The organism is Bacillus sp. 7_6_55CFAA_CT2 (assembly GCF_000238655.1).
Classification (GTDB): Bacteria; Bacillota; Bacilli; order Bacillales; family Bacillaceae_G; genus Bacillus_A; species Bacillus_A cereus.
In genome coordinates this window covers 441658-462416 of record NZ_JH414708.1, presented here as the reverse complement: position 1 = coordinate 462416, position 20759 = coordinate 441658, and the positions used below count along the sequence as shown (strand labels likewise).

Genomic DNA, 20759 nt, shown 5'->3' with positions numbered 1-20759 from the left:
ACGAGGTACTATTTTATTTATACAATCTCCAAAACAAAAACAGATATTATATAAGGCTATTATTGTTTCTTTGGCTTCTCTAAAAATTTCATAAGAAGCGATCTAAATTCAGTTTCATTCACTCCAGTGTTTTTAGCAACTTCAATTACAGTGGTTGTTACATTAGCCGCTATTTTTAAATAATCCTTACTAAGATTATCCATTTCATTTCTTTTTTCTTTTGCATTCTCAACTGTTACAGAATCAATACAAGTAATCATCTTATCTACAATATGTAAATAATTATTTTGTGCATCTATTATTTTTTGAATATCATCTTTATTACTTACTTTCGATTGTTTTAAATATGTATATGCTTGATTCACTTCATCTTTTAAAATTTTATCATTATTCTTCGCCTGTTCTTGTAACATATTCTTCATATCATCTATTGTTTTTTGATCCATCGAATCTCGCAATAAATAATCTGGATTCCCAATTGCGTAATCATACTTAATCGTTACATCTTGAAATATTTTCATGACAATTGCTAATTGATACGCTACATCAAAATCATTAAATTCCTTTTTATCTTGTGGATTTTCTAAGGCTTTTGAACTCTCAGTTGCTTTAATATCCTTTTTTTCTTCTTGCTTCACTTTTTCTCCCTTTGATGATGTAGTTTCTTCATTCGTTCCGCATGCAGCAAGTCCTAATATGGAGATACTACAAACCAATCCTGTAAAGATTTTATGTTTCATAATTAGCCCCTTTTCCCTTTTAAAACCTATGGTCTCTAATTATGATATCAAAGCTTAAAGTGTTTTTTTGACATTTTTTGTCGAATCACTCTAAGGTTTACACAATTTTTTTCATTCTATAGAAAAAAAAGATTCTCCCGATAGGAGAATCTTTTTTTATTTTACAGAGACAATCTCTACTTGCATTTCTCCGCCTGGTGTTTGGATTGTTACTTTCTCACCAATTTGCTTACCTAATAAGCTTTTTGCGATTGGAGAATCGTTAGAAATTCTTCCTTCGAATGGATCAGCTTCCGCGCTACCTACGATTGTATACGCTTCTTCATCTCCGTTTGGTAATTCTTTAAATGTTACTGTTTTACCTAATGTAACAACAGTAGATACTTCGCCAGTATCTTTAATGATAACTGCGTTACGAATCATATTTTCTAATTGTGTAATACGTCCTTCTACGAACGCTTGCTCATCTTTCGCTGCATCGTACTCAGAGTTCTCAGAAAGATCCCCGAAGCTACGTGCGATTTTAATACGTTCTACTACTTCTTTACGTCTTACTGTTTTTAATTGCTCAAGTTCGTTCTCTAGTTTTTGCTTACCCTCTTGCGTCATAGGGTATGTTTTTTCTGTTGACATATTTTCCACTCCTTTTATATACCAATCCCCCGAAAAAAAAGAGGAGTTCCATATGAAAACTCCTCCGCTTCCATTGTTAGCGGAGGTTTCTAGTACCCTTGCACTAGCGGAGTTGTCACATACAACCCCGTATTTCCAATTCTTCTTTATATAAAGAAGATATGTATGGAAAGTTGATATAAATATGCCCTCACCTATATATAGATGAGGTTGCATGTTTCATTGTATTCGATAAGAAGGGAAAAAATCCCTTCCTACCGTATATCTTTTACTATGCTATTACAAATTTACTTTTTGTTCAAGAATTGTTGCAATTTTTGTCACCATAATATCAATTGCAACGTGGTTTTGTCCACCTTCAGGGATAATAATATCCGCAAATTTCTTAGAAGGCTCAATAAATTGATTGTGCATTGGACGTACAACATTTACGTACTGATCAATAACTGAATCCATCGTACGACCGCGCTCTTTAATATCACGTTGCATGCGGCGCAGAATACGAAGGTCAGCATCCGTATCAACGAATAATTTAATGTCCATTAACTCGCAAAGACGTGGGTCTTCTAAAATAAGAATTCCTTCTAAAATAATTACATCTTTCGGCTCAACCGGAATAATTTCTTCTGAACGCGTATGCAATGTATAGTCATATACAGGCTTATCAATTTGCTCATATGCAAGCAACTGCTGCAAATGTTCAATTAACAGATCATTATCAAACGCAAGCGGATGATCATAATTTGTTTTTAAACGCTCTTCCATTGGTAAATGGCTTTGATCTTTGTAATAATAATCTTGCTCTAAGATTAAAATAGAATGACCTTTAAAATGGTCAAAAATCGCTTTCGTTACACTCGTTTTACCTGATCCCGAACCACCAGCAATTCCAATTACAACAGGCTTATTCGTCCCCATTCGACTATCACTCTTTCTTATTGAAGTATGCTTTTGCGCATCATATTATTCACATACACTCGTTGATCCACTTTGAATTTCACGATTTGCAACGGATGTCTCGCTGCATCTAATTCGTTTCCATCCTCATCCCAAATTTTCTCCACCGTTTGCGTAAAGTTTTCTATTTCTGGTCCAAAGAACTCCACTTCATGTCCTGGTTTGAAATGATTACGTTGCTCAATCGTTACGATGCCCGTTTCTTCATTATAATCTAACACTAAACCAGCAAAATCATACGTTGTTTTCTTACTATGATTTCCAAACATTTGCTCTTGATGTCCTGGAACCCCTTCAAAGAATGCAGGAGCTGTATCACGATTTGCACATTTATCAAGCTCATCTAACCATTCTTGTTTAAACTCAAAGTTATCTGGATCCGCACAATACGCATCAATTACTTTACGATATACAGTTGCTACAGTCGCTACGTAATGGATTGATTTCATACGTCCTTCTACCTTTAAGCTATCGATTCCGATTTCAATCATTTTTGGAATTGATAAAATTAAATTTAAATCTTTTGGACTCATCGCAAAGTGAGCATCTCCTTCTTGGAATAGAGGAAGCTCTTTTGCATCTTTATGTTGTGATACTGTTTGAACTAAATCATAATCCCAGCGGCAAGATTGGCAACAACCACCACGATTAGAATCACGCGCTGTCATATGGTTACTTAATGTACATCTTCCTGAATATGCGATACACATTGCACCATGGACGAACGCTTCAATTTCAATATCCACTTTTTCTTTAATTTCTTTCATTTCTTCATAGCTTGCTTCACGAGCTAATACAAGACGATGTAAACCTTCTTCTTTCCAATACTGTGCTGCTTTCCAGTTGGATAGTGATTGCTGTGTGCTTAAATGCACCTCAACAGAAGGCGCTACGCGTTTACAAGTCTCAATGATAAGCGGATCAGCAACGATAATTCCCGTTACGCCAGCTTTTTCAATCCCTTTTAAATATTCCTCTAGCCCGTCCATATTTTCATTATGTGCAAAGATATTTGTTGTTACGTATATTTTTGCTCCATACTTCTTTGCAAACTCAACGCCTTCTGCCATTTCTTCTAGCGTAAAGTTACCTGCATTCGAACGAAGACCAAATTCTTGTCCACCTAAATATACAGCATCTGCCCCGTAATGGATAGCTACTTTTAATTTTTCTAAGTTACCCGCAGGGATTAACAGTTCAGGTTTCTTCACAATAACACGTTTGCCATCGATCACTCGTGAAATTTCTTGTACAGTCATTTCCTACACCCTCCTCGTTTAGTAAACCGTTTCTTTAAAGAAGAATCCTGTATCTAACGGACGATTTACTGGTTGCATTTCTTCTATTTCTTTATATAGATCATCTTTCACGTCATAATATGCATCACGATCTTCTATGCATAAATCAATCGCTTGACGATATTTCTTCGTTACTTCAATAATGTATTCAGAGCTTTTTAGTACACCGTCGATTTTTAAGCTATCAACTTCAGCATCGATTAGTTCCTCTAATTCATCGATGAAACAAATGTCGTTCGGACTCATAATGTGAGTACCATTTTCATCTTCATAAATTGGATATTTATTGTTACGCTCTGGGTCATATAAGAACATATTCTCTTCATATTTTTTCTTTTCAATGTCAAGATTACGTCCTTGATACTCAAAGTAGTTTCCTACTAATGAACGCTTTGATTGGAACATACAAGTCATACCGTGAATTTGTACTTCCAGTTCCACTTCAGCATTTTCTTTTAAATCAACAATTTCATCTAAGCTAAGCTCACGAGCTAATACAGCACGCTTTGATCCTCTTTGTCCCCAGTAATTACAAGTGAACCAGTTTGTTGCTGTCGTTTCTGTATTCCAGTGCAACTGCATATTTGGTGCTACTTCACGAACAGCCATTAATACCGCTGGATCTCCGAAAACAATTGCATCTACATTTACTTCGTTTAAAAATGAAACGTAATCTGTTAATTCTTCTACTTTATCGTTGTGGAACATAGCGTTCATGGCTACGTATACTTTCACACCATTTTCATGTGCAATCTTTACAGTTTGTTTTACATCTTCACGTGAAAACTCCCCTGCTAAACGTAAACCAAACTTTTGCTCACCGATCATTACCGCATCTGCTCCTGCTTTCGCAAGTTGTTCGATATCCGCCACCGCTCTTGGCGTTACTAACAATTCAGGTTTCTTCATACCTTGGTCACCCTCTCTTTTTACTAACAGCTACTCCATCACCAATTGGGAAAATCGTTGTATCATATCCTTCATGGTTCATAAGCCACTCATTGTACGTCTTAATACGACGGATTAAACCACGTGTACGTCTGTTTTCAATTTTCTCTTTTGTCGTTACAAGACCGTGGTACATAACATTATCTGAAATAATTACGCCACCAGGATTTAATAACGGTTCATATAAGTCAAAAAAGCGACGATACTGTCCTTTTGCTGCATCAATAAAAATAACGTCAAATGTCCCGTGTTCTTTTACTTGTTCACCTGTCTCTAACGCATCACCGTAAATAACTGAAATACGATCTGTTACTGGGGAACGTTCTATATATTCAAGTGCTTTTTCATATCGCTCACGATTGCGCTCAACTGTCACAATACGTGAATTTGGAATAGCTTGCATCATACGAATACTAGAATAACCGATTGCTGTTCCAAGTTCTAAAATGCTTTTCGGTCCAATTAAACGTAAAAATTGCAGCATAAATTCCATTCCAAGTCGATCCATAATCGGCACATGATTTTCTGTTGCATATTCTTCCATTTCAAGAATTAATTTATCTTTCGGATCAATAAATGATAATAGGTACTCGTTAACTGCATCCTCCATAAATGGTCCTCCTTATTTACATGGAGAAGTGCCTCTATGACGTCTTTTCACACATAGAATGCAATAAAAATACAAGCCAGCTTTATCCTTAGCTTGTACGTCCCGTTTTGATATTAAAAACGATTCTTCTGCCAGTTTTTAACCCGATATATTTTACCACAAAAAAGAGGGATGTGCGACTTTTTTCGCTATCCCTCCCCATTTCACTATTTTTTCGTAATGTATTTTTGCTTTAATGCATTATGCTCTTCTAATGTTTTCGCATAGTACACTTCACCACTTGGTGCAGCTAAGAAATAATAATAATCTGTTTGCGCAGGTTCTAACGCAGCTTCTACTGAATGTTTACCAGAGTTTGCGATCGGCCCTACCGGTAATCCTTTTACAACATACGTATTGTACGGTGAGTTGACCTTTAAATCTTCGTATAATACACGTTGTTTATGCTTTCCAAGTGCATATAATACCGTTGGATCCGTTTGAAGCGGCATACCTTTTGCTAAACGATTATAAAAGACACTAGAGATCTTTTGACGATCTGTAAAACCAGTTGCCTCTTCTTCAATAAGTGAAGATAATGTTAAAAGCTGATGAACATCCCAATTCTTCGCTTTCATTTTCGCCTCATTTTGAACAATGATTGCATTTGTTTTCTCAAGCATTGGAATTACAATTTCTTCTAACGTCGTATCTTTCTTATAAAACGAATACGTTGCAGGATATAAATAACCTTCTAATGGGTATTTAATATTGCTATCAAAGATTTTATCCGTTAATAACTTCGGATACTTTTGCTGCATTTTTTGAATAAATGCTTTATCGTTTAATTGACGCGTAACATCATCTTTATTCCACTTTAGTTCTGTCGCAATCGTTTCTGCAATTTCAGTTACTTGCGCCCCTTCTTTAATCGTCACTTTATAAAGAGCCGGACGATGCACATTGCCAGATGACATTTGTTCGATCACATCTTCAGCATTCATTGAAGGATTTAATAAATATGTACCTGCTTGTAAACTTTTCGATTTAGCCTTTGTATAAAAACTAAAAACTGTACCGTTTTTTACAGCGCCTTTTTCTTCTAAAATTTCTCCAATTTTACTTGTAGATGATCCTTTCGGAATTTCTACTTCAATCTCTTTTTTATTCCCGCTATCAACTGGTCCTAATGCGGATGAAATATACGCATAGACTGAACCACAAACTAAAAGCAGTGCAATAATCGAAAATAAAAAGATGCGTCTACGCTTCTTTTTCACTTGATTCTCTATCAAAACATTTCCTCCTTACTTAATTGTAGACCGTATGTACACCTTTCTATACAGCACGATGTAAAAACGCTAAAAATTCACTTATCTTTTTTAATTGACACTTTATTTTTCTACAATCCGTCTCATTATACTACAAAGACTTACACAGTTTCGACAAAAAATCTTTCATTTTACATATAAATACAAAAAAAGATGGACTGTATGTCGTCCATCTTTTCAGTACTTATTATTCAGCTTCTTGCTCATCAGCTAGAGTGTTGAACATTTCTTGTACCATTTCCCACTCTTCTTCAGATTCGATTGGAAGTAAAGTTCCGCCCTCTTCTTCATTTTGCTCATAAGCCATTGCATCATAAATTTGGTCTCCATCTTCGTCTACTTCACCGATTGGAGAGAAGACTACGTATGATTTTTTTCCAAATTTTTCAGCGTCAAAAGTGAAAATAATTTCACATAAATGTTCGTTACCTTTTTCGTCTACAATTGTAATTTGATTTTCTTCCATTTTGGTCACCTCTTATTTACTATCTAAAAATCCTTGTAAGATTACGACTGCAGCCATCTTATCAATTACTTGCTTTCGCTTCTTACGGCTTACATCGGCTGAAATGAGCAGACGTTCCGCTGCCATTGTTGACAAACGCTCGTCCCACATTACAACGTCTAATTGTAACAGCTCTCGTAGGTTTTCTGCAAATTGTTGGCACGCTTCACCACGCGGGCCAATTGTACCATTCATATTTTTAGGTAAACCTACTACTATCTTGTCCACATTGTACTGCTTTACTAACTCAGAAATACGATCAAAACCAAAGTGACCTCGTTCTTCGTTAATCTTAATTGTTTCTAATCCTTGTGCTGTCCAGCCCATTTCGTCGCTAATTGCAACTCCGACTGTTTTTGTACCTACATCTAAACCTAATATCCGCATAAACTACTCCTCACGATGATGTTTCAAGTAAGACTTCACAAGCTCTTCAATTAACTCATCACGTTCAAGCTTGCGAATGATGCTACGTGCATCTTTATGGCGAGGTATGTATGCTGGGTCTCCACTTAATAAATAACCGACGATTTGGTTAATCGGATTATAGCCTTTTTCTTGAAGTGCATCATACACAGTTAAAAGTACATCATTTACATGGACACTCTGTTTTTCATCTTGAATGCTAAACTTCATTGTTTTATCAAAACCGTCCATTTCAAGCACCTCACTTATATAGTAAGTATAGGGAGAAGAACTTCTCCTCTCCTTACCATTGTACACTACTATCTCTTTATTTTGAAACAGATTTAACGTACTCTTGTACAAATGCTAAAGCTTCTTCGACTTGAGCTGGGTTTTTACCGCCTGCTTGTGCCATATCAGGACGGCCGCCACCGCCACCGCCGCAACGAGAAGCTACTTCTTTCACAAGTTTACCAGCATGGTAACCTTGGCTAATTAAGTCTTTCGTTACACCTGCTAGGATGTTTACTTTATCGTCATTAACAGACGCTAATACAACAACTGCTGACTCTAATTTATTTTTCAGATCATCCATCATCGTACGTAAGTTATTCATATCTGCAACATTTACTTTCGCTGCTAATACATTCACACCATCAACTGTCATTACAGAATCAGTTAAGTTTCCAGCTTCGATATTGCTTAATTTCGCAGCAAGAGATTCATTTTCTTTTTGCAGTTGTTTCACTTCAGCAAATAGACCATCAACTCTTGTTAAAATATCTTTCGGATTTGTTTTCATTTTTCCTGCTGCTTCTTTTAATAAACCTACTTGATCGTTCATTAATTCGTATGCAGACTTACCAGTTACTGCTTCAATACGACGAGTTCCTGCACCGATACCAGACTCAGCAACGATTTTGAAAATACCGATAGAAGCTGTGTTATCAACGTGACAACCGCCGCAAAGCTCTAAGCTGTAATCGCCAACTTGTACAACGCGTACAACATCACCGTATTTTTCACCGAATAATGCCATTGCACCCATTTCTTTCGCTTCTTCGATTGCTTTTTGAGAAATCTCAACATCAATACTTTCCCAAATTTTCTCGTTTACCATACGCTCAATTTTTTCTAATTCGTCAGCTTGTACTTGACCGAAGTGAGAGAAGTCAAAGCGTAGACGTTCAGAAGTTACAAGAGAACCTGCTTGGTTAACGTGTGTTCCAAGTACGTCTTTTAATGCTTGATGTAGTAAATGAGTTGCTGTGTGATTTTTTACAACGCTACTACGATTTTTCGTATCGATAATAGCTTTTACAGCCGCATCTTTCGTTAATGTTCCTTCTTCAACAACAACTTTATGCAAGTTTTGGCCGTTTGGTGCTTTTTGTACGTCTTTTACAAGAACTTTCACGCCATCAGCAAGAAGGTAACCACGGTCTGCAATTTGTCCACCGCTCTCAGCATAGAATGGTGTTACATCAAGAATTAACTGTCCTTCTTCACCAGCTTGTAAGCTGTCTGTGTATTCGCCATTTTTCACAAGTGCAACAACGTTACTTTCTGTTGCAACTGTACCGTAACCAACGAATTCGCTCGCTACTTTAATTTCTCCAAGGACACCACCTTGAACTTGCATAGAATCAACGTCTTGACGAGCAGCACGTGCACGCTCACGTTGTTTTTCCATTTCATTTTCAAAGCCTTCATGATCAACTGTCATGCCAGCTTCTTCTGCATATTCTTCTGTTAATTCAATTGGGAAACCGTATGTGTCATATAGACGGAACGCATCTACTCCAGAAATAACAGTTGTTTTTTCTTCTTTTGCTTTTGCAATTACTTCAGCTAAAATCGCTTCACCATCATGAAGTGTTTCATGGAAACGCTCTTCTTCGTTCTTCACAACTTTCGCAATGAAATCTTTCTTTTCAAGTACTTCTGGATAGAAGTCTTTCATTACTTCTCCAACAACCGGTACTAATTCAAACATAAATGGACGATTGATGTTTAATTTCTTCGAATAACGAACAGCGCGGCGTAATAAACGACGTAATACATAACCACGGCCTTCGTTAGATGGAAGAGCACCGTCACCAACAGCGAATGTTACTGTACGGATATGGTCAGCAATTACTTTGAATGCCATATCTTTTTCTAAATCGCCATTACGATATTTTTCACCAGAAATTGTTTCTGTTGCACCAATCATCGGCATGAATAGGTCTGTATCGAAGTTTGTAGGCACATCTTGAACGATAGATGTCATACGCTCTAGACCCATCCCTGTATCGATGTTTTTCTTAGGAAGTGGTGTATATGAACCGTCTGGATTATGGTTAAATTGAGAGAATACAAGGTTCCATACTTCTAAGTAACGCTCGTTTTCTCCGCCTGGATATAATTCTGGGTCACTAAAGTCATTACCGTAAGCTTCTCCACGGTCATAGAAAATCTCTGTATTCGGTCCACTTGGTCCTTCACCGATATCCCAGAAGTTTTCTTCTAAGCGAATAATACGCTCTTTTGGAACGCCCATTTTCTCATTCCAAATTGTGAATGCTTCTTCATCTTCTGGATGGATTGTAACTGATAGTAATTCTTTATCGAATCCGATCCATTTGTCGCTCGTTAAGAATTCCCAAGCCCATGTAATTGCTTCTTCTTTGAAGTAATCACCAATTGAGAAATTTCCTAACATTTCAAAGAATGTATGGTGACGAGCTGTTTTCCCTACGTTTTCAATATCGTTTGTACGAATTGATTTTTGAGCATTTGTAATACGTGGATTTTGTGGGATTACACGTCCATCAAAATATTTTTTTAATGTAGCTACACCACTATTAATCCATAGAAGAGATGGATCTTCATGCGGAACTAGTGATGCACTAGGTTCTACTGCATGTCCTTTTTCTTGGAAAAAGTCTAAAAACATTTGACGAATTTGTGCGCCTGTTAGTTGTTTCATTGTATTTTCCTCCTTAAATATAAAAAACTCCCGTCCCTATAAAAGGGACGAGAGTTAACTCGCGATACCACCCTAATTATGAATTGATTACAATAACAATCAATTCATCACCTCATGGTGCCGTAACGTGGCAAGACGGCAGTGATTAGCTGCTCTCAGGATTAGCTTTCTGTTACCCTTCATTTAAAGCTTCTTTCAGCCATATGGAAGCTTCTCTCTATAAATGGACTGTAACGTACTTGTTCCGTCATTGATTTAATGTATTATATGACTAAATATAATAGAATTCTCTTAAGTTTGTCAATGTAGATAATCATTTATATTGGATTAATTACTTATTAATCATAAGTATTCTACTATTCATTCTTAACAGCCTTTTCATATAGTATGCATTTATTAATAAATCGGAATCTCCTTATAAGAATAATTTATATAAATTTCTAAATATTACCTTTTTGTTATAATTAAATTATTGTTAATAAAATAAAGGAGCGATCACAATGACAACCTTACTTAGCAAAGCTAAAAACATATTAGCGACTGACGAAACGATATTATTTTACGCAGCATGTGCATTAGACATATTTATTTATCGTTCCGTCGCAAGGCCAGGATTGCTAATTTTAACGAACAAAAGGCTATTCTTTTATGGGCCAGATGTAAGTAAGAATCCAATATTTGAAGAGTACTCTTTCGCAAAAATTTCTAATCTAAAAGAACAAAAGCGTCTTTTCAACAATCAAATTGTATTTATGTATGATAACGAATGGAAAAAAATAAAACATATTCAAACAAATGATGTGAGCTCCCTCGTTCAAAAGATACACGAGCAGCTTTCTAAATAAATATATGATTAGCCCTCTATTTCTTACATAGAGGGCTTCTATACTTACACATCTTCTTTTTTCAAGAGCGGTCTCACATGAACAATGACAGTGCGAATAACTGCTAAAATCGGAACCGATATTAGCAACCCTACAATCCCAGCTACCTCTCCCCCAACTAGTAAGGCAAGCATAATAATAACGGGATGCATACGAAGTGACTTACCAACGATGTAAGGCGATAAAATGTTACTCTCCACAAATTGCAAAATCGCAATTGTGATCCCCGCCTTAATAAGTAAACTCGTTGATACTGTTGCTGCAATCATTAACGTCGGGATTGCTCCTAAAATAGGACCGAAGTACGGGATTATATCCGTTACCCCAATAATAATGCCAAGCAATAATGGATATTTCATACCGATAAACCAAAAAGAAAGAGCTGATACTCCCCCTAATACTAAACAAACAAATAACTGTCCTCGAATATAACTTCCAAGTGATTTATCAATTTCTTTCGCAAGCATTTGCCCCGTACCTCGCCATTTACTTGGGACTAGTTTCCAAAAGATATGATAAAACTCACCATAATCTTTTAATATGTAAAATACAATGAACGGTATTAAGAAAATAATGAGCAATGAATCGAGTACACCACGAGCTGTACTCATCACTTTATTTAAAAGCGCTTGAATCTTCGTTTCCACACCCACAAAAAGTTGTTTCACCTTTTCATGAATGAACGAAGGGAAATTCGCCGTTTGTTCTGTAACGCCATCCATCCACGAATCGTACATTTTTGTAAACTGCGGAAATTGTTCATTAATCTCTTGTAACTGTTTAATAACGACTGGTGTTCCTTTATAAATCCCATAACCAATTCCGCCAAAGAAAAGGATATAAATGAGCAAAATGGCAAGTGTACGGGGCATCCCTTCCTTATGAATTTTTTCAATTAAAGGGTGCAATAAATACGCAATAAAACACGCGATAAGAAACGGCGTGATTGCTACTTTAAATACAAAAATAATCGGTGCCCATAGCGGCTTAATTTTTAAAAAGACGAGCAGACAAAGAAAAACAAGTAACAATAATCCTAAACGATATATCCAAATGATTTTAAGATTCTTCACATGAAAAACCTCCTCCACCTTTATTTTGAAAATAAATGGGGTAGGTTATGTGCGAAACTTTTAAAATCTTTTCATACGGACCATACTGTTTTTTAAAGACGTACATATAAATAACATAACAAGGACAACCACCCCTGAGAATACAGCATGAATTAATATAATCAGGAGGGCTAATTATGGTTTTATTTATGCTTGGATTATCAGCACTTTTTATGATTCTTGAATGGATTTGTATCGGGTTCGGTATTTGGAAGGGGTTCTTTATTCATTCCTCACGTAAAGAAAAAGCGAAGCAATTATGGCAGTATGGAATACTTGGCGTTGGCTGCTACGGTCTATCTTATCTTTTCTCAGAGATCGGACTTTTTTATTTGCATATGGGTGCATAAAAAAACTCCCTTGTCTACAAGGGAGTTTTTCACTTTATCGAAATGATTATAAGTAAGACTTAATCATCTTACGTGCTTTTTTCATATTGCGTTTTGAAAATACATCTTGCTTACGAGCATATTGATATGCTGCAGCTCCAACACCTAATGCGATTAATGAATTGCGTAGATTCAAAGTAAATCCCCCTTTTCGTTATCCGATCGTTCTTTCATTCTCATCAAATAAATCATCAAGAGAGCTTAGTGAACCATCTTCCTCAACTTGATGCGTATGGATTTTCCCCTTTGAAACCGATAATTCGATATAACAATTCCAGCAATAAAATTGGTTGACACCTATTTTTCCAATGTCTTTCCCTTTGCAATTTGGACAAATAAACATATGGCTTTCATCTCCTTACAGTCTCCCAGATTCTATTCGCCATTATGTCCAAACTGCATTCATTTATACATTTTACTGGAGCCTTTCAACGCTATGCGTTTGAAAGTTTCACTATATAATTTCACCTTGTTACATGAAATCATACGGTGAAATGTTTTCCACGTCCATTTCCTCGCCATTAACTGTGACCATCTGTACTTCTCCTTTTGATTCTTGCAAGCGACTAGCTAAGGTTGTTTGACGCATTGCATCATCAAGGCGATTTACACCAGATTGGAAAGCTGCTTCCTCTCCGCAAATAATAAGGAACTTCTTACTTCTTGTAATGCCCGTGTAAATTAAATTACGACGTAACATACGGTTGTAACTTTTCACGATTGGCATAATAACAATCGGAAATTCACTACCTTGTGATTTATGAATGGAACAACAATATGCATGCGTAATTTGATTTAAATCGGGCTTCGTATACGTTACCTCAATTCCATCAAATGAAACGATAATCATATCTTGTTGCTCAACGTTTTCTTTCGCATAAAACACCGAAACAATTTCCCCAATATCACCATTAAACACTTGGCTCTCCGGCTGATTCACGAGTTGCAGTACTTTATCGCCTCTTCGGTACACAACATCACCGTAAGCAATTTCTTTACTCTTTTCCCTCTTCGGATTAAATACTTGTTGCAGCGCTTCGTTTAATACATTAATACCAGCAGGCCCGCGGTACATCGGTGCTAATACTTGTACATCTCTTGCGCTAAAGCCTTTTGTTTTAGCATTTTCACAAACTTTTTTCACAACCTCAACAATTTGAGCTCCTGTACAGCCGATAAATGAACGATCTTTTTGATTTTGTGCTAAATCTGGTGGTAGAGTTCCATTTTTTATCGCATGGGCAAGTTGAATCACTGATGAGCCTTCCGCTTGACGATAAATTTCAGTAAGCTTCACTGTCGGAACTGCGCCTGCATTTAATAAATCTTTTAATACTTGTCCAGGCCCTACAGATGGCAACTGATCTTCATCACCTACAACGATAACTTGAATGTTCGTCGGCAACGACTTAAATAGCTGATTTGCAAGCCAAATATCAACCATTGAAAATTCATCGATAATAAGGAGCTTACCTTGGACAGGATCCGTTTCATTACGCTGGAAAGATCCTTCTGGCGTCCAACCAAGTAAACGGTGAATTGTGCAAGCTGGAAGTCCTGTCGATTCACTCATCCGCTTCGCTGCTCTTCCTGTTGGAGCTGTTAATAGTATTGGAAATGGATTATCATCACTGTATTCATTCGGATTTAACGATAACCCGTGTAGTGATGCATACATTTCAACAATCCCTTTAATAACTGTTGTTTTCCCTGTTCCTGGTCCACCTGTCAATAACATCATCGGTTTATGAAGTGCCGTTTGAATTGCTTCTTGCTGAAACGGTGCATATTGTACGTTCAGTTGTTCTTCAATTTCACCTAACGTTTTTAACACTTCTGCTTCTGGAAATGAAGGTGTTTCTTCTTGATTCATAAGCCTGCGAATAGACTTTACAACACCTTTCTCAGAGTAGAATAACGTTGCTAAATACACTCGTTCTTCTTCTATGATGACTTTCCCTTCACTTTGCATCGTTTCAATACAACCTATAATATCTTCCTCAGTCACTCTTCCTTCTTGATTGTTTAAAAGTGACATCGTTTCTCTTACAAGTTGATCTTTCCTCATATAAACGTGACCAAGTTGTAATGAGACATTCTCTAATGTGTAAAAACATCCTGCGCGTACACGGTCGTCATGATTACCCGATATCCCTAACGCACGCCCTATATCATCCGCTCTTCCAAAACCAATCCCGTCCACTTCTTCGATAAGTTGATACGGATTATTACGAATCACTTCTAATGTCATCTCTTTATATTGCTGGTAAATCTTAATAGAAAGTTTCGTTCCAAAACCGTAGCCATTTAAAAAGCTCATTACTTTCTCTAGCCCTTGATGTTCAACAATTGTCTCATATATTTCCTGAGCCTTTTGTTTATTAACAACACCATTTAATGCCTCAGGGTCATCCATAATTTTAGAAATAGCATGTTCTCCGAGATGGTCCACAATTTTTTCAGCTGTACGCTTTCCTATCCCTTTAAATAAATCACTCGCTAAATATTGCACCATACCTGCTTTTGTTTGCGGCAATTCTTTTTTAAATGTTTCAACCATATATTGTTTTCCATACTTTGGATGGTCCTTAAAATGACCTGTCAATGTAAACACTTCATCTTCATGCATGCGGGGAAAATGACCGTTTATCATTACTTTCTTTTCGTCATACGTTTCATTCGTTTCAATGACTTTCATACTGACAACGGAATAGAGGTTTTCTTCGTTGTGGAAAATGGTATGAAGAACTTGCGCTTTTATAAACTTTTTCTCTTCCTCAAACAAATCCATTGCATGTTGATTTCCCATTTTTCCTCTCCTTTCCGGTATTTTCACTTTAATGAGCAGTACATCCCCCACCTTTTTAGATGAGGGATAACTACCCATTAAACTATATTTTTATCTTATTCAGCTTCTTGCTCTAATAAACGAACGCCATTACCCGCTAAAAAGTGATCTGGCTGAATTTCAATTGCTTTCTTAAATAAAGCGAGAGCCTTCTCATTATTTTCCTCAAATACGTACGCAACACCTAAATTGTAATACGCATCTGCATGCTCCTCATCCATTTCTAATACCTTTTCAAAATAAGGTTTCGCCTCTTGAACGTGTTCTAATCGCGCGAAGCAAAGTCCGCACTGGAATACAGCTTCTACATCGTTTTCATCTAATTCTGTTGCTCTTTGTAAGAATGGTAGTGCAAGACGATCATTTCCAAGCTGTACATGTGTGATACCTAACATAAATGTTACATCAGCTGATTGTAATCCAGCTTGCATTGCTTGTTCAAATACAGCTTTCGCTTCAGTAAATTGCTCTTGGCCATAATATACATTTCCTAAACCATAATAGGCTGCTGCAGATTTATCATCTAACTCTAGTGCACGTTTATAAAATAAAATCGCTCGCTCGCTATCACCTAATACGTCTAATAAATTTGCAAAATTAATGTACCCAAGCGCATCTTTCGGATTTTCTTCGATTGCTTCTGTAAAATTTTTAGCTGCTTCTTCCCAGTTTCCTTCTTGCATATATTGAATACCTGTTTCAAGTTTGTTTGACATGTCCTTCACCTCTACAACAAATTATAACAAAGAATGTATTTTCCAAGCGAACGAAAATTCGCTTTATGTAAAAGAAACCTCTAACCGCTAATCGGCAGAGGCTTCTCATTTATCCTAAATAATCCAATTTCTTACCACTACGGTACACTTCATCAATTGTAGCACCGCCTAAGCACTCATCTCCATCATAGAAAACGACTGCTTGTCCTGGTGTAATTGCACGAATTGGCTCATCACAAAGAATACGAACTGTATTTTCATCAACGATTTGAACCGTTACTTTATTGTCTTCTTGACGATAACGGAATTTCGCCGTGCACTTAAATTCTGTTTCTTTTTCTTTGTTACTTACCCATCCTACATTCGTAGCAATAACTTCATCACCATATAGAAGTTCGTTATGGAATCCTTGATCAACATATAAAATGTTTTCTTTTAGATTTTTCCCAACAGCAAACCATGGATCACCATTACCACCAATTCCAAGGCCATGACGTTGTCCAATTGTATAATACATTAAACCGTCATGCTTCCCTTTCACTTCACCAGATAATGTTTGCATTACACCTGGTTGTGCCGGTAAGTAGTTACTTAAGAAATCTTTAAAGTTACGCTCACCAATGAAGCAAATACCTGTACTATCTTTTTTCGCCGCTGTCGCTAAGCCAGCTTCTTTCGCCATTTCACGAATTTGCGGTTTCTTTAATTCACCTAATGGGAACATTGTTTTTGATAATTGCTCTTGGCTTAATTGATTTAAGAAATATGTTTGATCTTTATTGTCATCAACACCGCGAAGCATTTTATATTCGCCGTCCATATAAGCAACGCGTGCATAATGGCCTGTTGCCACATAATCCGCACCAAGCGCAATTGCATGCTCTAAAAATGCTTTAAATTTAATTTCTTTATTACACATTACATCTGGGTTTGGTGTACGACCAGCTCGGTACTCATCTAAGAAGTACGTAAATACTTTATCCCAGTATTGTTTTTCAAAGTTTACTGCATAATACGGAATACCAATTTGGTTACACACTTCAATTACATCATTGTAATCTTCTGTTGCTGTGCAGACACCATTCTCATCTGTATCATCCCAGTTTTTCATAAAAATTCCGATTACATCATAACCTTGCTCTTTTAATAAAAGTGCTGCTACAGATGAATCGACGCCACCGGACATTCCGATGACAACGCGTGTTTCGTGAGGTAGTTTGTTCATCATGTCACCTCCCATGCTAATTTTGTGTTAATCGCTTCACGATTTTCACTGTTTCGTACGCCGCTTTTTCAATTTGCTCTTTCGTATTTCCAAGTCCAAAACTAAAGCGTACGGATGAACGTATTTGATCGGAGTCTTTTCCAAACATCGCTACTAATACATGTGATGGATCAATCGAACCAGCTGTACAAGCAGAACCACTTGATACTGCAATGCCAGCTAAGTCTAAGTTCACAAGGAAAGGTTCAATGTTCATTCCTGTAAAACTTACATTAAGTACATGCGGTAAGCGATGTTCTAAGTTTCCGTTTACCTCGAAAGTAATGCCTTCATTTTTGAAGACAGATACCATTATATCTTTAAACTCTTCATATTGGGCATTTTTTTGCTCACGAGTTTTTTCAGCTATAAGAATTGCATGCTGAAGCCCCGCAATACTAGGCACATTTTCCGTACCAGCACGGCGTTTTCTTTCTTGCTCTCCGCCTATTAATAACGGTTCAAATTTCACATTTGCACCAGCGTATAAGAAACCTACACCTTTTGGCCCGTTAATTTTATGAGCTGAAATTGATAATAAATCAATACCAAACTCTTTCACATTAATTTCTACTAAACCGTAAGCTTGTACCGCATCTGTATGGAAATACGCTTGATGCTCTTTTAACAGCTTTCCTATTTCCACAATCGGTTGCATCGTCCCTACTTCATTATTCCCAAACATAACAGATACAAAAATCGTCTCTTCTGTTAATGCCTTTTGTATGTCAGAAACTTGAATGCGCCCTGTTTCATCGACAGGTAAATATGTCACTTCAAACCCTTCACGCTCTAACAATTCGCACGTATGCAAAATCGCATGATGTTCAATTTGCGTCGTTATAATGTGGTTACCTTTATGACGGTTCGCACGTGCTACACCGATAAGCGCTAAATTATCAGCTTCTGTACCACCGCTCGTAAATATAATTTCATTCGGATTCGCATGAATGCTGCGTGCACACACTCTTCTCGCCTCATCTACTGTGTGACGAGTTTGACGTCCATAAAAGTGAATACTAGACGGGTTCCCGAATATTTCTGTCATATATGGAATCATCTTTTCGACCACTTCTGGGTGAGTCGGAGATGTCGCAGCATGATCTAAGTAAATGCGTTCCATTAAATCTCCTTCTTTCCAAATCGTTTCACAAGGAATTAAATGTAAAACATATAGCCCCCGTGATTTTCTTCCTCATAACGTACTAAATCTTCTAACGTTGTACTATCTAACACTTCTTGCACCGCATCACGAACACGCATCCATAACTGGCGCTGCGCTGGCTCTTCTTCTTCTATCATTTCTACAACACTAATCGGTCCCTCTAATACACGGATTACATCCCCAGCTGTAATGTTAGCCGGTTGATCAGATAATACATATCCGCCATATGCCCCGCGCGTACTCTTTACAAGACGAGCGTTACGAAGTGGTGAAATTAATTGCTCTAAGTAATGCTCAGATAAGTCATGCGCCTGCGCAATTGATTTTAATGAAATCGGACCTTCACCAAACTTTTTTGCAAGATCAATCATAATTGTTAAGCCATAGCGGCCTTTCGTTGAAATTTTCATCTATTTTGCACCTCTTTTCAAATTTTCACTTCTATTGGTTATATCTTATTTATAAAAAGAACACAATTTAAAATCCTATGAAATTATAGCATAATATAGTATTATAAGAAATTTCAACTTGTGTATCAAAATGATAACATAAAATCACATTGAAAAACTCGGAAATTATTACAATTGAAAGAAAAATGAAAATATTATCCTTCATTTTTCCCATAAAACAGCATCCTATTTCAAATTTCGTAGAAAAAAATGATACGATAGAACGAGATTATATATTAAGGGAGACGGTCCAAATGAAACAACCACTCGCACATCGAATGCGCCCTACAAATATTCAAGAAATTATTGGGCAACAACATTTAGTTGGTGAAGGAAAGATTTTATGGCGAATGGTCCAAGCCAATCATTTTCAATCTATGATTTTATACGGTCCTCCAGGTACAGGAAAAACATCCATTGCCAGTGCAATTGCTGGAAGTACCGGTACCCCGTTTCGTCTATTGAACGCTGTTACTCACAATAAAAAAGATATGGAAGTTGTCGTGCAAGAAGCGAAGATGCATCGACACCTCGTTTTAATTTTAGATGAAGTTCACCGTCTAGATAAAGCAAAGCAAGACTTTCTATTACCTCACTTAGAAAGCGGACTTCTTACTTTAATTGGTGCAACGACAAGTAATCCATTCCATGCAATAAACTCCGCTATTCGAAGCAGGTGTCAAATTTTCGAATTACACGCACTAACAGAAGATGATATTTTAATTGGGTTGAAAAGAGCTTTAGAAGATAAAGAAAAAGGCCTTGGAGAATATGCTGTAACGGTAACAGATGAAGCACTACATCACTTTGCAAATGCCTCTGGTGGTGATATGCGTTCCGCTTATAACGCACTTGAGCTTGCTGTATTATCTAGCTTTACTACAGACGATCAAGCGGCTGAAATCACACTCGAGATTGCGGAAGAATGCTTACAAAAGAAGAGCTTCGTTCACGACAAAGGCGGCGATGCTCATTATGACGTATTATCAGCATTTCAAAAATCAGTGCGCGGAAGTGATGTAAATGCAGCGCTCCATTATTTAGCACGCCTTATTGAAGCAGGTGATTTACAAAGTATTGGCAGACGCCTTCTTATTATGGCTTATGAAGATATTGGACTTGCTAGCCCACAAGCTGGACCACGTACACTAGCTGCAATTGAATCAGCTGAACGAGTTGGATTCCCAGAAGCACGCATCCCACTTGCAAATGCCGTTATCGAGCTATGCTTATCACCAAAATCAAATTCAGCTTATAAAGCACTTGATGCTGCATTACACGATTTACGCAACGGTCAAACAGGTGACATTCCAAGCCATTTAAAAGATAGTCATTACAAAGGCGCAGAATCACTTGGAAGAGGCATTGGATATTTATATCCACACGACCATCCAAATGGCTGGGTAAGGCAACAATACTTACCTGATAAAATAAAAAACAAGCAATATTATAAACCGAAAACGACAGGGAAATTTGAGCAAGCCCTTTCTACTGTTTATGAAAGATTACAAACTTCGAATAAAACGAAAAATAAAGGGTAACATAAACGAAAACG

Annotated in this window: 22 protein-coding genes and 1 other annotated feature; of the genes, 3 read left to right on the top strand and 19 right to left on the bottom strand. The window is 37.0% G+C overall.

Features of this window, described 5'->3' with window-relative positions:
• Positions 1–59: 59 nt before the first annotated feature.
• From HMPREF1014_RS02515 to alaS, 11 genes are all read right to left on the bottom strand, one after another.
• Positions 60–740 carry a hypothetical protein gene (locus tag HMPREF1014_RS02515; protein ID WP_000680878.1) on the bottom strand — a complete coding sequence of 227 codons (681 nt, stop codon included), beginning with the start codon at positions 738–740 and terminating at the stop codon, positions 60–62.
• 156 nt (positions 741–896) lie between these two features.
• On the bottom strand, positions 897–1373 hold the full coding sequence (greA, locus tag HMPREF1014_RS02510; RefSeq protein ID WP_000102591.1) for a transcription elongation factor GreA: 477 nt from the start codon (positions 1371–1373) through the stop codon (positions 897–899).
• A 279-nt stretch (positions 1374–1652) separates the two neighbouring features.
• Complete coding sequence (gene udk, locus HMPREF1014_RS02505) at positions 1653–2291, bottom strand: uridine kinase (protein WP_000537078.1); 639 nt, start codon at positions 2289–2291, stop codon at positions 1653–1655.
• A 17-nt stretch (positions 2292–2308) separates the two neighbouring features.
• Positions 2309–3589 carry a peptidase U32 family protein gene (locus tag HMPREF1014_RS02500; RefSeq protein ID WP_000217974.1) on the bottom strand — a complete coding sequence of 427 codons (1281 nt, stop codon included), beginning with the start codon at positions 3587–3589 and terminating at the stop codon, positions 2309–2311.
• Between the two features lie 18 nt (positions 3590–3607).
• Positions 3608–4537, bottom strand: coding sequence for a peptidase U32 family protein (locus HMPREF1014_RS02495; RefSeq protein ID WP_000742810.1), 930 nt, complete (start codon positions 4535–4537; stop codon positions 3608–3610).
• A 7-nt stretch (positions 4538–4544) separates the two neighbouring features.
• Positions 4545–5186, bottom strand: coding sequence for an O-methyltransferase (locus tag HMPREF1014_RS02490; protein ID WP_000389102.1), 642 nt, complete (start codon positions 5184–5186; stop codon positions 4545–4547).
• Between the two features lie 206 nt (positions 5187–5392).
• Positions 5393–6460, bottom strand: a complete 1068-nt coding sequence (mltG, locus tag HMPREF1014_RS02485; protein WP_000572137.1) for an endolytic transglycosylase MltG — start codon at positions 6458–6460, stop codon at positions 5393–5395.
• Between the two features lie 223 nt (positions 6461–6683).
• Positions 6684–6962 (bottom strand): DUF1292 domain-containing protein, encoded by a 279-nt coding sequence (locus HMPREF1014_RS02480; RefSeq protein ID WP_000392247.1) that lies wholly within the window; start codon positions 6960–6962, stop codon positions 6684–6686.
• A gap of 12 nt (positions 6963–6974) precedes the next feature.
• Positions 6975–7388, bottom strand: coding sequence for a Holliday junction resolvase RuvX (gene ruvX / locus HMPREF1014_RS02475; RefSeq protein WP_001221193.1), 414 nt, complete (start codon positions 7386–7388; stop codon positions 6975–6977).
• A gap of 3 nt (positions 7389–7391) precedes the next feature.
• Positions 7392–7658 carry an IreB family regulatory phosphoprotein gene (locus HMPREF1014_RS02470; RefSeq protein WP_000348590.1) on the bottom strand — a complete coding sequence of 89 codons (267 nt, stop codon included), beginning with the start codon at positions 7656–7658 and terminating at the stop codon, positions 7392–7394.
• Positions 7659–7734: 76 nt separating this feature from the next.
• Positions 7735–10377, bottom strand: a complete 2643-nt coding sequence (gene alaS, locus HMPREF1014_RS02465; RefSeq protein WP_000811825.1) for an alanine--tRNA ligase — start codon at positions 10375–10377, stop codon at positions 7735–7737.
• Positions 10378–10417: 40 nt separating this feature from the next.
• Positions 10418–10637 (bottom strand) — a binding site (T-box leader).
• A 240-nt stretch (positions 10638–10877) separates the two neighbouring features.
• On the opposite strand from alaS, the gene HMPREF1014_RS02460 reads away from it, so the two are divergent.
• Positions 10878–11222 carry a PH domain-containing protein gene (locus tag HMPREF1014_RS02460; protein WP_000209574.1) on the top strand — a complete coding sequence of 115 codons (345 nt, stop codon included), beginning with the start codon at positions 10878–10880 and terminating at the stop codon, positions 11220–11222.
• 44 nt (positions 11223–11266) lie between these two features.
• Here the strand turns inward: HMPREF1014_RS02460 and HMPREF1014_RS02455 are convergent, their stop codons facing one another.
• Entirely contained in the window at positions 11267–12334 is a 1068-nt protein-coding gene (locus tag HMPREF1014_RS02455; RefSeq protein ID WP_000793128.1) for an AI-2E family transporter, read from the bottom strand.
• Between the two features lie 176 nt (positions 12335–12510).
• Between HMPREF1014_RS02455 and HMPREF1014_RS02450 the strand changes: the two genes are divergently transcribed.
• Positions 12511–12723 (top strand): hypothetical protein, encoded by a 213-nt coding sequence (locus tag HMPREF1014_RS02450; RefSeq protein WP_000242535.1) that lies wholly within the window; start codon positions 12511–12513, stop codon positions 12721–12723.
• A gap of 46 nt (positions 12724–12769) precedes the next feature.
• On the opposite strand, the gene HMPREF1014_RS02445 is transcribed toward HMPREF1014_RS02450, so the two are convergent.
• The 7 genes from HMPREF1014_RS02445 to cymR form a co-directional block, all read right to left on the bottom strand.
• Positions 12770–12898, bottom strand: coding sequence for a YrzQ family protein (locus HMPREF1014_RS02445; protein WP_001053553.1), 129 nt, complete (start codon positions 12896–12898; stop codon positions 12770–12772).
• Positions 12899–12916: 18 nt separating this feature from the next.
• A complete protein-coding gene (locus HMPREF1014_RS02440; protein WP_000469281.1) occupies positions 12917–13105 on the bottom strand; it encodes a YrzR-like zinc ribbon domain in 189 nt (62 codons plus the stop codon).
• Positions 13106–13234: 129 nt separating this feature from the next.
• Complete coding sequence (recD2, locus tag HMPREF1014_RS02435) at positions 13235–15571, bottom strand: SF1B family DNA helicase RecD2 (RefSeq protein WP_000528085.1); 2337 nt, start codon at positions 15569–15571, stop codon at positions 13235–13237.
• Positions 15572–15666: 95 nt separating this feature from the next.
• Positions 15667–16326 (bottom strand): tetratricopeptide repeat protein, encoded by a 660-nt coding sequence (locus tag HMPREF1014_RS02430; RefSeq protein ID WP_000066407.1) that lies wholly within the window; start codon positions 16324–16326, stop codon positions 15667–15669.
• A gap of 109 nt (positions 16327–16435) precedes the next feature.
• Positions 16436–17551 carry a tRNA 2-thiouridine(34) synthase MnmA gene (gene mnmA, locus HMPREF1014_RS02425; RefSeq protein WP_001038010.1) on the bottom strand — a complete coding sequence of 372 codons (1116 nt, stop codon included), beginning with the start codon at positions 17549–17551 and terminating at the stop codon, positions 16436–16438.
• 16 nt (positions 17552–17567) lie between these two features.
• Entirely contained in the window at positions 17568–18713 is a 1146-nt protein-coding gene (locus HMPREF1014_RS02420) for a cysteine desulfurase family protein (protein WP_000439888.1), read from the bottom strand.
• A gap of 35 nt (positions 18714–18748) precedes the next feature.
• The gene (gene cymR / locus HMPREF1014_RS02415) at positions 18749–19165 is read right to left on the bottom strand and encodes a cysteine metabolism transcriptional regulator CymR (protein ID WP_000704116.1); all 417 of its coding nucleotides are present in this window, start codon (positions 19163–19165) and stop codon (positions 18749–18751) included.
• Between the two features lie 293 nt (positions 19166–19458).
• Between cymR and HMPREF1014_RS02410 the strand changes: the two genes are divergently transcribed.
• Complete coding sequence (locus HMPREF1014_RS02410) at positions 19459–20745, top strand: replication-associated recombination protein A (protein ID WP_000812919.1); 1287 nt, start codon at positions 19459–19461, stop codon at positions 20743–20745.
• Positions 20746–20759: the final 14 nt, after the last annotated feature.

Bases quoted from the DNA above. Each gene is read 5' to 3' on its own strand.
- HMPREF1014_RS02515 (WP_000680878.1), bottom strand. From the start codon at position 740: ATGAAACATAAAATCTTTACAGGATTGGTTTGTAGTATCTCCATATTA.
- greA (WP_000102591.1), bottom strand. From the start codon at position 1,373: ATGTCAACAGAAAAAACATACCCTATGACGCAAGAGGGTAAGCAAAAA.
- udk (WP_000537078.1), bottom strand. From the start codon at position 2,291: ATGGGGACGAATAAGCCTGTTGTAATTGGAATTGCTGGTGGTTCGGGA.
- HMPREF1014_RS02500 (WP_000217974.1), bottom strand. From the start codon at position 3,589: ATGACTGTACAAGAAATTTCACGAGTGATCGATGGCAAACGTGTTATT.
- HMPREF1014_RS02495 (WP_000742810.1), bottom strand. From the start codon at position 4,537: ATGAAGAAACCTGAATTGTTAGTAACGCCAAGAGCGGTGGCGGATATC.
- HMPREF1014_RS02490 (WP_000389102.1), bottom strand. From the start codon at position 5,186: ATGGAGGATGCAGTTAACGAGTACCTATTATCATTTATTGATCCGAAA.
- HMPREF1014_RS02480 (WP_000392247.1), bottom strand. From the start codon at position 6,962: ATGGAAGAAAATCAAATTACAATTGTAGACGAAAAAGGTAACGAACAT.
- ruvX (WP_001221193.1), bottom strand. From the start codon at position 7,388: ATGCGGATATTAGGTTTAGATGTAGGTACAAAAACAGTCGGAGTTGCA.
- HMPREF1014_RS02470 (WP_000348590.1), bottom strand. From the start codon at position 7,658: ATGGACGGTTTTGATAAAACAATGAAGTTTAGCATTCAAGATGAAAAA.
- alaS (WP_000811825.1), bottom strand. From the start codon at position 10,377: ATGAAACAACTAACAGGCGCACAAATTCGTCAAATGTTTTTAGACTTT.
- HMPREF1014_RS02460 (WP_000209574.1), top strand. From the start codon at position 10,878: ATGACAACCTTACTTAGCAAAGCTAAAAACATATTAGCGACTGACGAA.
- HMPREF1014_RS02450 (WP_000242535.1), top strand. From the start codon at position 12,511: ATGGTTTTATTTATGCTTGGATTATCAGCACTTTTTATGATTCTTGAA.
- HMPREF1014_RS02440 (WP_000469281.1), bottom strand. From the start codon at position 13,105: ATGTTTATTTGTCCAAATTGCAAAGGGAAAGACATTGGAAAAATAGGT.
- recD2 (WP_000528085.1), bottom strand. From the start codon at position 15,571: ATGGGAAATCAACATGCAATGGATTTGTTTGAGGAAGAGAAAAAGTTT.
- HMPREF1014_RS02430 (WP_000066407.1), bottom strand. From the start codon at position 16,326: ATGTCAAACAAACTTGAAACAGGTATTCAATATATGCAAGAAGGAAAC.
- mnmA (WP_001038010.1), bottom strand. From the start codon at position 17,551: ATGAACAAACTACCTCACGAAACACGCGTTGTCATCGGAATGTCCGGT.
- HMPREF1014_RS02420 (WP_000439888.1), bottom strand. From the start codon at position 18,713: ATGGAACGCATTTACTTAGATCATGCTGCGACATCTCCGACTCACCCA.
- cymR (WP_000704116.1), bottom strand. From the start codon at position 19,165: ATGAAAATTTCAACGAAAGGCCGCTATGGCTTAACAATTATGATTGAT.
- HMPREF1014_RS02410 (WP_000812919.1), top strand. From the start codon at position 19,459: ATGAAACAACCACTCGCACATCGAATGCGCCCTACAAATATTCAAGAA.